The sequence below is a fragment of the [Bacillus] selenitireducens MLS10 genome (genome assembly GCF_000093085.1).
GTDB lineage: Bacteria > Bacillota > Bacilli > Bacillales > Salisediminibacteriaceae > Salisediminibacterium > Salisediminibacterium selenitireducens.
Window position 1 is genome coordinate 3,452,309 of the sequence record NC_014219.1, and the last position, 14,460, is coordinate 3,466,768.

13 protein-coding genes are annotated in these 14,460 nt (G+C 53.0%); 1 reads left to right on the forward strand and 12 read right to left on the reverse strand.

Translation table 11 applies throughout. The annotated features are described in order from the left end of the window. Window positions 1-18: 18 nt before the first annotated feature. Genes BSEL_RS16175 through BSEL_RS16185 form a run of 3 tightly spaced genes read right to left on the reverse strand, consistent with a single transcriptional unit; the run spans window position 19 to window position 3,255 of the window. Entirely contained in the window at window positions 19-1,989 is a 1,971-nt protein-coding gene (locus tag BSEL_RS16175; protein ID WP_013174084.1) for a hypothetical protein, read from the reverse strand. Beyond that, window positions 1,961-2,866, reverse strand: coding sequence for an ABC transporter ATP-binding protein (locus BSEL_RS16180; protein WP_013174085.1), 906 nt, complete (start codon window positions 2,864-2,866; stop codon window positions 1,961-1,963). Before BSEL_RS16180 ends, BSEL_RS16175 begins: the two co-directional genes overlap by 29 nt. Next, window positions 2,863-3,255, reverse strand: a complete 393-nt coding sequence (locus BSEL_RS16185; protein WP_013174086.1) for a GntR family transcriptional regulator — start codon at window positions 3,253-3,255, stop codon at window positions 2,863-2,865. Before BSEL_RS16185 ends, BSEL_RS16180 begins: the two co-directional genes overlap by 4 nt. A gap of 234 nt (window positions 3,256-3,489) precedes the next feature. On the opposite strand from BSEL_RS16185, the gene BSEL_RS17910 reads away from it, so the two are divergent. Beyond that, a complete protein-coding gene (locus BSEL_RS17910; protein WP_013174087.1) occupies window positions 3,490-3,666 on the forward strand; it encodes a hypothetical protein in 177 nt (58 codons plus the stop codon). 119 nt (window positions 3,667-3,785) lie between these two features. On the opposite strand, the gene BSEL_RS16190 is transcribed toward BSEL_RS17910, so the two are convergent. From BSEL_RS16190 to BSEL_RS16230, 9 genes are all read right to left on the reverse strand, one after another. Next, complete coding sequence (locus BSEL_RS16190; protein WP_013174088.1) at window positions 3,786-5,516, reverse strand: methyl-accepting chemotaxis protein; 1,731 nt, start codon at window positions 5,514-5,516, stop codon at window positions 3,786-3,788. 177 nt (window positions 5,517-5,693) lie between these two features. Beyond that, on the reverse strand, window positions 5,694-7,361 hold the full coding sequence (gene argS, locus BSEL_RS16195; protein WP_013174089.1) for an arginine--tRNA ligase: 1,668 nt from the start codon (window positions 7,359-7,361) through the stop codon (window positions 5,694-5,696). Further along, window positions 7,358-7,831, reverse strand: a complete 474-nt coding sequence (locus BSEL_RS17300) for a DUF1934 domain-containing protein (protein ID WP_049773693.1) — start codon at window positions 7,829-7,831, stop codon at window positions 7,358-7,360. The genes argS and BSEL_RS17300 overlap by 4 nt, the downstream gene beginning before the upstream one ends. 156 nt (window positions 7,832-7,987) lie before the next feature. Continuing rightward, window positions 7,988-8,536: a cupin domain-containing protein gene (locus tag BSEL_RS16205; RefSeq protein WP_013174091.1), complete on the reverse strand. Its 549-nt coding sequence runs from the start codon at window positions 8,534-8,536 to the stop codon at window positions 7,988-7,990. A 1-nt stretch (window position 8,537) separates the two neighbouring features. Beyond that, the gene (locus BSEL_RS16210) at window positions 8,538-9,608 is read right to left on the reverse strand and encodes an ABC transporter ATP-binding protein (protein ID WP_049773694.1); all 1,071 of its coding nucleotides are present in this window, start codon (window positions 9,606-9,608) and stop codon (window positions 8,538-8,540) included. Further along, window positions 9,544-10,593, reverse strand: a complete 1,050-nt coding sequence (locus tag BSEL_RS16215; protein WP_013174093.1) for an ABC transporter ATP-binding protein — start codon at window positions 10,591-10,593, stop codon at window positions 9,544-9,546. Before BSEL_RS16215 ends, BSEL_RS16210 begins: the two co-directional genes overlap by 65 nt. A 16-nt stretch (window positions 10,594-10,609) precedes the next feature. Beyond that, window positions 10,610-11,551, reverse strand: a complete 942-nt coding sequence (locus tag BSEL_RS16220) for an ABC transporter permease (RefSeq protein ID WP_013174094.1) — start codon at window positions 11,549-11,551, stop codon at window positions 10,610-10,612. 25 nt (window positions 11,552-11,576) lie between these two features. Beyond that, a complete protein-coding gene (locus BSEL_RS16225; RefSeq protein ID WP_013174095.1) occupies window positions 11,577-12,491 on the reverse strand; it encodes an ABC transporter permease in 915 nt (304 codons plus the stop codon). 188 nt (window positions 12,492-12,679) lie between these two features. Next, complete coding sequence (locus BSEL_RS16230; protein WP_013174096.1) at window positions 12,680-14,329, reverse strand: ABC transporter substrate-binding protein; 1,650 nt, start codon at window positions 14,327-14,329, stop codon at window positions 12,680-12,682. Window positions 14,330-14,460: the final 131 nt, after the last annotated feature.

Consider the following 14,460-nt stretch of genomic DNA (forward strand, 5'->3'; position numbering starts at 1 on the left):
CAATACGGATGCCTGTACTCATTCGAAGTAATCCGTGACAAAAACGGGTGCTTCATGGGGTTCGTAGCCGTAAAACCGGTAGCCGTAGTAGGTCTCGACAATCGCGATATACGCCCCCTCCTGATACAGATTCCCGTACGAGAGAAGCTCCGCCTGCTCACTGTCATCCACAACGGTCAGCATGTTTTCAGAAAGGGCCGTGACCTCGACCTCATTCATCTCAAGCTCCTGCATCACTTCATAAAAATCGCCACCGTCCCAGGTCATCACATGGATCTCTTCAATATTTTCGGCCGTCATCAGGATATCCGAAAAGCCCCGCTCATCGAGAAAGCGAATCGTCTCCACATCCGCGTCCGTTAAAGTGATCGAGAGCCATTCATTGCCCACGGCTTCAAACTGAATACTGCCGATCCCCGCATATTGGTTGCTTGAAAGCGCGTAGGACGGGCGGTTTTCTGCATCGGCCTGCAGGGCTTCAAGAAGCTGATCGAGATCCTCCTGCCCTGCGATCCGGTTGTCGCCATCACTGTTTCGGAGGTCTCCGTGAACCGTTGCAAACGTAAGGTCAAGCTCACCGGCGAGGAAGGCCGGATCGTACGCCCGCTTGAACTCCTCCGTCTCACGGATCCCGAGCGTCTCTTCTCTCAGAAACTGATCAGACACCGTGTATTCCCTTTGCAGGGTCCGGCCATTTTCAAGCCGGTATTCAAGACTGATTCGGTGCCATGAATCCGGCTCCGTCGTCCGGGCATGGTCGATAAGCGACTGGTGTAGGGCCGTCATTGCAGCAAGGGTTTCCGTCTCCATGATCCGCCGTTCTTCCTCCTGGTTAGTAAAGCTTGTGTAAGGTGCGTACACCTTGCCATACGCAATGTCCGCAGGCTCCGGAATCGTATTTTCATAGACGGATGCCGTAATCTGCACCGGTACCATCAATACCGCAATCGTAAGCGCATAAGCGAGGAATCCTTTCCAGGGCCACTTGAGACGGAGCGCCTTCTGGATGATCATCTGCAGGAACGTGTAGGCCACGACCGCGCCAATGAAATAGCCGATGAAGGTCCAGACAAGACCGCCGCCAAGAACTTCGGAGAAATAGAGCCCGGCGATGAGCATAAAGAAAAACGTAAGTCCGTACAAAAACACATGCCTGACACCCGTGAACACGATCGTCTCTTCCGTTGCCTCTGAATGCCGCCAGCGGTAAAACAGAAAACTGAGCGCGATCAGCGTGATGGCAATGCCGCCGTGAATGAGGTATTCCTGCCAGACGAGGGGACGGTTCGTCATCTCAATCCATCTGGCAAACAGAATGCCGTTCAGACCAATCGTCTCAATATACGCCGACTGGGCAAGTCCGAGGATGAAATACTGCAAATTCACAATCGCAAGAATTACCAGGAGTGCCGGCACAAAGATGAGGACGTACGTGAGCGTCCCGTGCAAGAGACTGTTCCCGACAAGGATCCCGGTAAACATCGAGAGGGAGAACATGAGCACCATCATGAAGAGGGTCATCATCATCCAGACGCCGATATCCGTATACGAATAAAACTGTTGCTCCAAAAACGGCCGCACTATGAGTAAAGCAAGGCCGGTGAGAAGCGTCGCACCCGTCAGCACGGACAGTCCCGTCACATACAGATGCTTCAGTATATGAATCCTTGTAAACGGCAGACTGTGCATGAGGTCCGTCGCCTGTTTTTTCGTCATGAAATTCATCAGCACCACGCTGACGAGGACCGGGAATACCGCAATGATGCTCAGCTGAAACGGATAGGAAAAGGCCATCAGCGTGTTCAGATCCGAACCGGCAAAGAGGCCCGGCGTTTCGTTCATCTGACCGACCGCGCTCAGCTCTCTCGTGAGAATACTGACAGGCAGGACAATCAGGAGTGCAATGGCGAGAAAGGAACCGATCCAGCTCACCGTGCTCAGCTGCATCCGGAACAGGGATTTATTCAATGATAAGATTTCGGATTTCATAGCCGGCACCTCCGAGTTCATAGTGAAACACTTCTTCAAGGGTCAGTGGCAGGACATCGAGAATCGCCGGATCAAAGGCATTGATATGCGAAACGACCTCGTCTTTGTCCCCTCTGACGATCAGCATCTGCATGCTGCCCCGCTTCTCGTGATGCAACAGATCAAGCCCTTCAATGAGCTTATCGTGACCCGGCGGCTGCCTGAAGGCAATCTGAATCTTATGGATGTCACTCTTCAGATCATCGAGATCCCGCTCAAAGAGGATCCCGCCCTGATGCATGACCCCGACGTAGTCACAGAAGTCCTCCATCTCCCTCAGGTTATGGGAAGACACCATCAGTGTCAGAGACCGGTCCGCTACTTCCTGAAGGAGAATGTTCTTCATCTGGTGACGCACGACCGGATCGAGTCCGTCGAACGGCTCATCAAGAATGAGCACATCCGGCATGGAAGAGATCGTCAGAATCATCGCCGCAAGCCGCTGCATCCCTTTGGAGAACTGGGTCAGCTTGCGATTTTTATCAATCTCAAAGTGACCCGTCAGCTGTTCATAGCGCTTCTGATTCCACCCCGGATAAATCCCGCTGTAAAAGCCCGCCATATCATCGAGACTCGTCTGGTTAAAGAAGTACGGCTGATCCGAGATGAACAGGGTCCGCGCCTTCGTTTTCGGCGTCTCGTAAACGGGTTGACCGTCGACGGTTGCCGACCCTCCGTCTGCCCGGTAAATGCCCGCGAGGAGCTTTAACAGCGTCGATTTCCCTGCGCCGTTCGAACCGAGGAGCCCGTAGATCGATCCTTTTTGCACATGGACACTGACGCGATTGACAGCCTGCACATCCCCGAACCGTTTCGTCAGTTCATTCGTTTCAATCATGACGGTTCACCTCCTTCTCCTTCTTCTGATTCAATGAGCGGATCCATCATCTGCAGGATGTCTTCCTTTCGCCCGCCGAGGTAAACAAATTCAGCAATGAGTTTTTCAAGGTCTTCTTTCAGCATCTGTAACCGCTCCTCGTTCTGATTGTGGGTCTTCGGGGAAACAAAGCGCCCCCTGCCAGGCATCGAATAAATATAGCCTTCCCTCTCGAGCTCCCGGTACGCTTTTTGGATCGTATTCGGATTGATTGTCAGCTCCTGTGCGAGGTTCCGGACAGAAGGGAGCTGCTCATCGTCCGCGATGACGTCGTTAATGATCTGCGTCTTCAGCTGTTCCATCAGCTGTTCATAAATCGGAACACGGCTGCGAATATCAATGGAAAGCATCCTGTTCACCTCCGGTTGAATGGATCGCTCTGGTGATTAACCAAAAGGATCATCGTACTAACTGTATTATTCATCATAATACGGTTAGTACGAAATGTCCATCTGTTTTTTCATCTTCCGCGTGTGTGATTTGACAGTTATGATACCATTCACTTATCAGGACTTGAAAAACGAGATAAACAGGTGATCCGTTCTTGACGAAGGGATCCGGCAACTGGACATGGAGGGATATGTTTGGCTGATGACGTGAATCAGGAAATTTTACGAGAGTTAAAGAAAATCAATGAGAAGTTGGACCGGTTGGAAGAACCTCAAGGGTTATCAACGCCCATGAAACTCTTAGCGCTGTTTTTGGGCGTCATCGTATTGGGACCGGTCTTTTCCTACTTGCTGTTTTTCCTGATCTACTGACAAACGACAGGGGCAAACAGAAAGGCTGGTGGAAAAACTCGAAAAAAGTCGACCAACCTCCAGTGATGCTGGAAATCGGTCGACTTTTTTCTTGCTGTTTGCACTTGATTTGCTTCTGATCAGGTCTTGAAAACATGCACAATATCGTCGAGATCTTCGGCGATTTGTGAAAGGGCCGCCGCCGCTGAGGCGACTTCCTCCATCGAAGCCGTCTGTTCCTCGGCGCTTGACGCGATGCTCGCCACTTCCTGAGACGTTTCTTCCACGCCCTGCACCGTCTTCATCACCGCTTCGACCACCTTGCCCGTCGTCGAATTGGCTGACGAGATATGCTTCGACACTTCACCGGACATGCTGACGATCGTATCCTTCGAGGAGGCGATCTTGTCAAAGGCTTCCCCGGTTAATGCAATGGAATCGCGCCCTTCGTCCACGCGGGCTTCATTTTCCTTCATGACGTGTGTCGCTTTACTGATGTCCTGCTGAATCTCTTCGACGAGCCGGCTGATCTTGCCGGCTGACTGATTGGATTCTTCCGCGAGCTTTCGGACTTCGTCGGCCACGACTGCGAAGCCTTTGCCGTGTTCACCGGCACGCGCCGCTTCAATGGCCGCGTTCAGTGCAAGGAGATTCGTCTGTTCGGAAATATCGGTGATCAGCCCGAGAATCCCTTCGATCTCCTGCGATTTCTTGCCGAGTTCATGGATCGATGCCGCTGCGGTGGAGGTCTGTTCCTGAATGAGCGTCATCTTCTCTGAGGAGTCATCGACCTGATGCTTCCCTTCTTCGATCCGTGACGTCGTGTCCTCAACGGCGTCATTGACCTTCTTCATATTAGCCTGAATCCTTGCAATCACTTCCGAGACGTCCATCACATCTTCTTGCATGGCGTTCGCCATGTCGCTTTGGTCCGTCGAGCTCTCGGAAATGGTGGAAATGGACTCCGTCACCTGTTCCGTCGCCTTCGTCGTCTCTTCCGAGCTTGCCGTCAGCTGCTCTGAAGACGACGCGAGCTGACCGGCATAGTCGATGATCCGCTCCACCATATTCCGGGTATTGCCTTTCATCTGATTCATGCTCCTGGCAAGATCTCCAAACTCATCCTTACGCCCCTCAGGCAGATCATCGAGAACGAGGTTGTTGTCGCTCATCGCCTTCAGCTGATCGCGCACCTCACCGACAGGCCTTGAAATGCTTCTTGCAAAGAAGAAAATCGCCACACCGCCAAGGATCAGTGCCCCGGACAGGGTCCAGACAACGGTCCAGAGAATCGCATTGGACGCGGCATTGTAGTCTTCCATATACGAGCCTGCCGTGACCACCCAGTCCCAGTTCGGATCGAGTTCGTTATACATGATCTTCTCCCCGACGCGGTCCGGATCATTCGGGAATTCCCACGAATAGAAGGTAAATCCGCCGCCTTCCTGAGCTGCCTGGATCTGATCCTGAACGAGGAAGCGGCCCTGCTCGTCCTGCACATCCCAGACGTTCTCCCCTTCGAGACTCGGATGCAGAATTTCCGTCCCTTCTTCGTCATAGATCACAAAGTAGCCGTTCTCACCGAGGTCGATATCCGTCGTGATCTCACGGGTCCCGTCCTCTCTCGCCTCACCCATCAGGTATTCCCGCACCTGTTCCTGGGCGTCGTCAAGGCTGATGGTTCCTGCCTCGACCTGCTGATCCATGCTGTCAATCAGCATGAGCGCCATCGTGACGGCGTTCTCAATCGTCGTCTCTCCTGACTCATTCAAGCCCTCATTCGCCGTATAATACGCCGTTGTCCCTACAATCAATCCCGGCACAAGCAACAACACCGCCGAAATCGCCATCATCTTATTTCTGATTCCCATCATCATCCTCCTAAACAAGACTGTCGAACCACTGTTTAATAGTGACTTGATCGTATCGCATTTCCGAACGGATTTCTACCATTATTTTGACCGAAGACACGCGACAAAAAAGAGAGCGTTCTCATCATGAACAGAAAAACCCGCCTGAACAGACAGGCGGGTTTTCATACATGGTAATTACATTTTTTCAGGTGCTGATACGCCAACCAGACTCAGGCCGTTCCTGAGGGTGATTCTCACGGCTTCAACAAGTGCGAGGCGTGCTTTCGTCAGCGCTTCGTCGTCGGTGATCACCTTGTCTGCATTGTAAAAGCTGTGCAGCGCCTGGGCGAGTTCATGCACGTAGTTTGTGATCCGGTGCGGCAACCGGCGCGACGCCGCATCGGCGACGGCTTCCGGGAATTCTCCGAGCTTCTTCATCAGATCGTGCTCTTTCTCTGACGTGAGCTTTGTGAGATCCGCGGACGGATCCGGTTCGAAGCCTTTCTCTTTCGCCTGACGGATCATGCTGCAGATGCGGGCATGGGCATACTGCACGTAGAAAACCGGGTTTTCGTTGGACTGGGACTTCGCAAGGTCCAGGTCAAAGTCAAGATGCGTATCCGCGGCCCGCATGGCGAAGAAATAGCGGGTGGCGTCGATCCCCACCTCTTCCATCAGTTCGCGCATCGTAACGGCCTTGCCGGTACGTTTACTCATCTTCACCTTTTCCCCGTTCTCAAACAGGTTCACCATCTGAATGATCTGCACGCTCAGCTGCTCTTCATCATACCCGAGCGCCTGAACAGCCGCTTTCATTCGTGCGATATAGCCGTGGTGATCGGCTCCCCAGATATTGATGACTTCATCAAAACCGCGTTTGAACTTATCGTTGTGATAGGCGATGTCCGGAGTGAGGTACGTGTAGCTGCCGTCTCCTTTAACAAGCACCCGGTCTTTGTCATCGCCGTAGTCCGTTGAGCGGAACCAGGTTGCGCCTTCGTGTTCATACGTCTTGTCCCGGGCTTTCAAATCTTCAAGGATCTCTTCCACCTGCCCGTTCTCATAGACCGATGTCTCAGAGAACCAGACGTCGAAATGGACCCTGTAGTCGTTCAGATCGTTCTTCAGTTTATCGAGCTCCCGCTTTAAGCCGAATTCCCGGAAAAAAGCCTGGCGATTGGCAGGATCGGCGTCCTTAAATCGATCTCCGTACGTATCGACGAGCTCTTCTGCGAAGCCGATAATGTCTTTGCCCTGATAGCCGTCTTCCGGCATGTCCGCTTCCTCACCCAACGCCTGCAAGTAACGGGCCTCAAGAGAGAGGGCCAGGTTGTCGATCTGGTTGCCTGCATCATTGATGTAGTATTCACGGGTCACATCGTACCCTGCTTTATCAAGAATGTGGCAGAGGGCATCCCCGACGGCCGCTCCTCTGGCATGTCCGAGATGCAGGGTGCCGGTCGGGTTGGCGGAGACAAACTCCACCTGGATCTTTTTACCGTTCCCGACGTCCGTCGATCCGAAGTCGTCCTGTTTCGCAAGGACGGCTTTGACCACGTCTGCGAGGTAATCTTTCTTCATCGTGAAATTCAGAAAGCCCGGACCCGCGATTTCCACCGTTTCCACAGAAGCTGCTTCAAGGTCAAGGTTGGCCTGAATGTCTTCCGCGATCTGTTTCGGTGCTTTTTTTGCCACTCTCGCAAGCTGCATGGCAAGGTTTGACGCATAGTCTCCGTGTGATTTGTCCTTCGGCGTCTCGATGACCACCTCCGGAATCTCTTCCTCTTTAGCCAAACCGGCTTCTACAACGGCCTGTACGAGCTCGGTTTTTAACTGGTCTTTGATATCCTCCACTTGACTCATGTGGCAGTCGCCTCCTTTAATGTAATCGTCATATCGTAGCGTCCCGTCTTCTCCCCCTGGAGAACGAGATCATAGCTTAATGCAATTTCCCCGCGCCCGCTCACGTCATCCCACTCCTGTGAGAGGCGTGTCGTCGTCGTCTCCATCGGCATGCGAAGCTCGGGCGTTTCATATACGCCTTCCGTCGTCACCCCTTCGGAGAAGCGCTGGTTCATCGTCACCTGTCCCTGACGTCTCACGGTCATCTCCGACTCTGTGCATTTGATCTGCTGGGTCGTCGGACGTTCCCCGGCCTCTTTCGGTTCCGTGAACCGGATCACCAGGAGCCCCGACCCCTGAAGCAGACGTCCGCCGGCTTCCATCGTATGGCTTTCCTGCCGGTCCCCGTCGGTAATCAACGTATGGATGCGGACATGCACCGCCTGCCCTTTGTGTGTCATCAGCCTCACCGTTCCTTTTCTTCTCGGCACGTTTAAATAACCTTTTCATTATAGCTGAGATCAGGGGATGGATTCAAGGGGCAGCCTGCCGATTCAGACCCTTTCACACATCTTCGTGTCCGAAACGATGAAAAACCGTTCAATATCCACTGATACTGAACGGCTGAACCTATGATGACGCACGTGTCAGAAGATCTTCGGTGTCACCACCGTCAAGATCCTTGCGGACTCGGATTTACTCGGATTGCGCCATGTATGCGGCCTGTCTGAAGGAAAGTGAATCGAATCTCCCTTCCGCAAATAATACGTCTCATCATCGATGACATAATCCACCCGGCCGTCGAGGATGTAGTGCACTTCTTCACCGATGTGCTGAAACATCCGGTCCGTGGCACCCGGGTCAAGGGTGACGATCAGCGATTCCATCGTCCTTGTGGCAAAATTCCCGCTCAGGCGTATGTATTTTGCCGGTGAATCATCGATACGGAATGATCGCTGTTCACTCGCCACTGACGTATAGGTCGTGTTCTGTTCAGGCGTGAAGAAGCTTGTAATCGGCACGTTCAGCCCATCGGCGATCTTCTTCAACGAGCTGATCGCAGGCGATGACGTCCCCCGCTCCACCTGGGAGATAAAACTGACCGAGAGACCCGTCTTCTCGCTCAGTTCCTTTAAAGTCAGACCCGCGTTCGTCCTGGAAACGCGGATCTGTCTGGCTAAATCGGATTCGGTCATGTTAATCCCTCCCGGCATTGGCATCCCCGTCGAGCAGGATGCCCTGACCGCTTTCAAGCGGGTAATGACAGGCGACGAAATGATCCGGTTCGAGTTCTTCGAACTGCGGCGTTTCGGATTTGCACTTGTCGTCAGCAAACGGGCAGCGGGTATGAAAGCTGCATCCGGACGGCGGGTTCACGGGGCTTGGAATATCCCCTTTCAGGACGACCCGCTCCCGGCGGTCCCGGACTTCCGGATCCGGAATCGGTACAGCTGACAGGAGTCCCTCGGTATAGGGATGCATCGGTTTGGCGAACAGTTTCTCCCTTGTCGTCAGTTCGACGACCTTGCCGAGGTACATCACGGCAATGCGGTCACTGATGTGTTTGACGGCAGGCAGTCCGTGGGCAATAAAGACAAGGGTCAGATTCAGTTCCTTCTGCAGACGCTGCAGGAGGTTGAGGATCTGCGACTGAATGGAGACGTCCAAGGCCGATACCGGCTCATCACAGACGATCAGCTTCGGGTTTAAGGCAAGGGCTCTCGCAATCCCGATCCGCTGGCGCTGTCCGCCGCTGAACTCATGAGGAAAGCGTTCCGCCATTTCGCGGTTCAGCCCGACGAGGTCCATCAGTTCATACACCCGTTCTCTCAGCGCGTTGCCCGAATGGGTCTTATGCGTGCGGAGCGGTTCTGCGATCAGTTCAAAGACCCGCATCCGGGGATTTAATGAAGAAAAAGGATCCTGGAAGATCATCTGGATGTCCTTACGCTTCTGACGCAGCTCCTCTCCGCCCATTTCCGCAAGGTCTTCCCCGTTAAAGAGGATCTCCCCTTCCGTCGGTTCGAGGAGGCGGACGATGAGGTTGCCGGTCGTACTCTTGCCGCAACCCGATTCACCCACGACGCCGAGGGTCTCGCCTTCATACACTTTGAGGTTGACCCCATCTACGGCCCGGAGATACTCGCGCTTACGGGTAAACCAGGCTTCGGTCACATCAAAATACTTCTTTACGTTCCGCAGTTCAAGCAGTGGTATTGGATCCGTAGTAGCCTGCGCCTTCACTGAGTTCCGGTCGTTCGTCGACATCCTTCATCACCTCCTCATCGTAGAGCCAGCAGCGGACGTCGCGTCCGTCCGGAAGGACTTCCAAAGCCGGTTCATGGGTCTTGCAGTGTTCCATCGCATGCGGACACCGGGGTTCAAACCGGCAACCTGAAGGCATCTGTGACGGCGTCGGCACCGTCCCTTTGATGGAAATGAGTTCTTCATTCAGATCCTGAACCTTCGGTGTGCTGTCAAGAAGCCCTCTCGTATACGGGTGACGCGGATTTTTAAACAGTGAGAACACGTCAGCCTGTTCAACGACCTGCCCGGCATACATGACAATGACCCGATCCACGAGCTCCGCGACAACGCCAAGGTCGTGGGTAATGAGGATGATCGCTGTATCAAACTTCTTAACGAGATCCTTCATCAGTTCGAGAATCTGTGCTTGGATGGTTACATCGAGGGCCGTCGTCGGCTCATCGGCAATGAGCAGCTTCGGATTGCAGGAGAGGGCCATGGCGATCATGACACGCTGCCGCATCCCGCCGCTGAGTGAGTGGGGAAAGGATCGGTAGACCTGTTCCGCCCGGGGAATCCCCACCTGCTTCAGCATGCTGATGCTCATCTCTTTCGCTTTCTTTTTATCCACATTCTGATGTTCAAGGATCGCTTCTTTCAGCTGATTGCCGATGGTAAACACCGGGTTCAGCGACGTCAGTGGCTCCTGAAAGATCATCGCGATATCGTTGCCGCGAATCTTACGCATCTCCCTGTTGGAGTACTTGGCAAGATCCTTTCCTTCGAACTGAATACTCCCGTTGACGATTTTACCCGGTTCCTCCACGAGCCCCATCATCGACAGAGACGTCACACTCTTTCCGGAGCCGGACTCACCGACGATGGCGACGAGTTCGCCCCGGTCAACGGAGAAAGAAACGCCGTCAACAGAAGGAATCGTGCCGTTTTCCGTAAAGAAGTAGGTCTTCAGATCATCCACTTCAAGCAGTTTTTCCTGTTTTGACACAAGTATCTCCTCCTTTTTATCGTCCCTGTGACCGTGGATCGAGGACATCTCTCAGCCAGTCACCGAGGAAGATGATCCCAAGAACGGTTATGGTGATGGCGAGACCCGGGAAGGTCGCAAGCCACCAGTTGGTCGCTAAATAATCACGGCCGTCTGCGAGCATGTATCCCCACGAAATATCAGGCGGACTGACACCCATACCGAGGAAGCTTAATGAAGCTTCCAGGATGATCGTGGTCGCAACACTGAGCGTGGAGACGACGATGAACGTGGAGAACACGTTCGGCAGGATGTGCTTTCTCATGATCGTGAAATTCTTCGTTCCGATGGACCGGGCCGCTTTGACATACTCCCGCTCTTTCACAGAGAGCACTTCGCCCCGGATCAGTCTCGCGTAAATGACCCAGTTCGTGGCCCCGATGGCAAAGATCAATGTCATAATCCCGGGGTCAAAGACGGCAAGAATAACAAGGACGAAAAGAATGTTCGGAATCGACAGGAAGGCATCGACAAGACGCATCAGAATCGTGTCCGTCCAACCTCCGTAGTACCCGGCATAAAGCCCCGCAACCATCCCGAGTGCTCCGGCAACGACGACGGAAAAAACACCGACGAGAAGCGAGATCGTCGTTCCGTGAATGATCCGGCTTAAAATATCCCGGCCGAGATTATCCGTTCCGAGAAGGTGCTCGGACGATCCCCCTTCCTGCCAGGAAGGGGGTGCAAGCATATTTGCATAGTTTTGTTCATTCACGCCAAACGGGGCGAGCTGTTCGGCAAAGACGCCGACAAAAATCACCGTTAATACGATGAACAGACCCACTGTTCCCGTTGCACTGCGAAAGAGAAGCTTCGACCAGCGCTTGAGCGTGGAATTCTTTTTAAATGAAGTGGCAGCCACTGGTGGCTGATCCGGTCCATTCGGTGAACCCGGATCCGTTTGTACAGGTTGACTCACTGGGATAACCTCCTTTTTCGGGCAATCAGAACTTGATTCGTGGGTCGAGCATACGGTACAGAATGTCGGCGATCAGGTTAATCCCGATGACGAGCAGGGCAATAATAAAGACTGCGGCCTGCACGATGGCCATATCCCTTGCGTTGACGGCCTGTACGAGCAGCTGTCCGATGCCCGGCCATGCAAAGACCTGTTCGGTGACGATCGCACCGCCGACAAGCGTGGACGTCTGGAGGGCCATGATCGTGATAACCGGGATGAGGGCATTCCGAAACGAGTGTTTATACACGACAAACCCTGTGGCAATCCCTTTTGCTTTCGCGGTACGCACGTAATCCTGCTGGAGAATCTCGATCATATTCGACCTCGTCAGACGGGTCATTTCCGCCGCTACGGCGGTTCCGAGCGTAAAGGCCGGCAAGATGACGTGCATAATCGTTCCCCGGCCGGATACCGGGAAGATCTGTGTATTGACGGCCAAAAGCAGAATAAACATGATCCCGAGCCAGAAATTCGGCATCGCCTTACCAAGGACTGATGAACCGGTAATGAACAGATCGATAAAGGTGTTTCGGCGTGTTGCCGACCAGATGCCCATCGGAATCGCAATAATCGTTGCGAAGACCATCGATGCTGCGGCCAGCTCAAAGGTCGCCGGCAGCCGTTCAAGGACGATGGACATCGCGTCCTGGTTATAGCGGTAGCTCATCCCGAAATCACCCTGCATCGCATTCCACAAAAAGATCCCGTACTGTTTGTAGAACGGTTCATTCAGCCCGAGGGACTCCTGCATCCGCTGGACATCCTCCTGGGTCGCTTCTTCCGGAAGCATGAGCGCTACCGGATCCCCCGCCACATACACGAGGCTGAAGACGATGAAGGTCATGATAATCAGAACAGGAATCAGTTGAAGCAAACGCTGAAGCAAAAATTTCTTCACAACTTCACCTCCAGGCGAAAAGACTTGCTTCTCACCGTAATTTTAAAGTCATACTGTAATCAACATTCATAATAATCCCTCTTTTTTATAAAGCCGGATGGATGACTCGACCCGGACTTGATAAAAAAGAGGGGGACGGCCAGTGATTGACCGCCCATACTCTTCATGTCATACGGTTACGAATCCGATCAGCGTCTTCTGATTTCGTTGACGTAGTAGATCTCATCGTGACGCGGCTCATAGTCAATCATGTCACTGACACCGAAGTTCATGTTGATGGAGTGCAGATAGATGTGCGGACGCCCCTCTGCAACAAGCTCCTGTGCACGGTGGTACTGCTCGACACGCTCTTCAGGGTTCATGTTCGTCTCTGCAGCGAAGAAGAGTTCATCGAATTCTTCATTCACCCAGTCCATACGCCCTTCATTCAGCGGTGAATCCGAGTAATAGTGGTCAAGTGCCTGTGCAGCATCATAGAGCGACGTGGCAAGACCCAAAAGCATCAGGTCTTCGTTTGTGTTGTTCTGGTAGTGCTCGATGAACTGGCTCCATTCGAGGAACTCGACGTTCAGATCAATCCCGACTTCACTGACCATACCGGCGATAACTTCCGCAATGTCGGAGTCCATCAGGTAACGGCCCTGCGGAGACTGAAGCGTCAGCTCAAGTCCGTCTTCGTACCCCGCTTCTGCAAGAAGCTCACGGGAACGGTCCGGATCATACAGGAACGTATCAAAGAGGTCTTCGTTTGCCCCTACGTTACCTGGAAGGACACGGGTACGGGTCGGTACGGCGGAGCCGGACATGACCTGTTCGGTGATCGCTTCGTTGTCAATGGCGTATTCGATCGCTTCAAGGACACGCGGATCGGAACCAGGTGAACCTTCCGTCTGTCTCGCGATAATCAGCATCGTGCGGTTGGATTCCGCCGTCACGTGACGGGTGCCTTCATTGTCATCAACGCGCGGCCATTCGTTTGGCGGGATATCCGTTACGACATGGGCGCCGCCTGTCAGGAGCTCACCGACACGGGTTGAGGATTCCGGAATCGCACGGAACACAACTTCATCCCACTCTGTGAAATCATCACCGAGGAAGTAATTGTCATATTTGGAGAGGACAACGCGGTCGTCACGCACCCATTCCACATACTCATAAGGACCGGTACCGACCGGATTTTCAAGGAAGTGATCCATGCCGTTTTCTTCAATGTAATCCTTCGGCAGGATCCCGGCGCCAGTCTGCGCAAGACGGTTCAGGATCGTCGGCTGCGGACCGTCTGTGTTGAACTGCAAGGTGAATTCATCAATGACTTCAATCTCACCAAGCTGGGTGAATCGGGCGTGTTCAGAGAGTGAGTCATCCCCGAGTACACGGTCAAAGGTAAACTTGACATCTTCCGCCGTCAGCTGATCGCCGTTGTGGAAGTAGACATCTTCACGGAGCTTAAATTCCCAAAGGTCATCTTCAAGAGTTTCGTATTCTTCGACGAGATGAGGTTCGATTTCCATTGTGCCCTCAGCACGCTTGAACATGTAATCAAAGACGTTGACGTGTACAGCTTCTGTGGACGTGTTCCCGTGGTCATGGACATCCCAGGAGACCATGTCGGTTCCCATGGCAATGACAAGCGTGCTGTCATCGAGAAGCTCTTCCGCTTCCGCCATGTCATCGTCGGGATCGTCATTCCCATCGTTCACTTCCGCGTCGCCGTTTTCGTCATTACCGGCACCTGCATTCTCTGTGTTTCCGTCATCATCGTTTCCTCCGCATGCTGCAAGCATTGTCAGACCGGCAACGGATAGCCAGGCTGCACGCATTTTCATCGCTTTTTTCAATTTGACCCCTCCATTTAGGAAATTTGGAATTTCAGTCCAACTTCACAATACGTCGTAAAATGAAGTAGTACTTTAATTTGATATTCTCAATTTACCATCATTTTTTGCAATTGCAAGACAATTTCAAATAG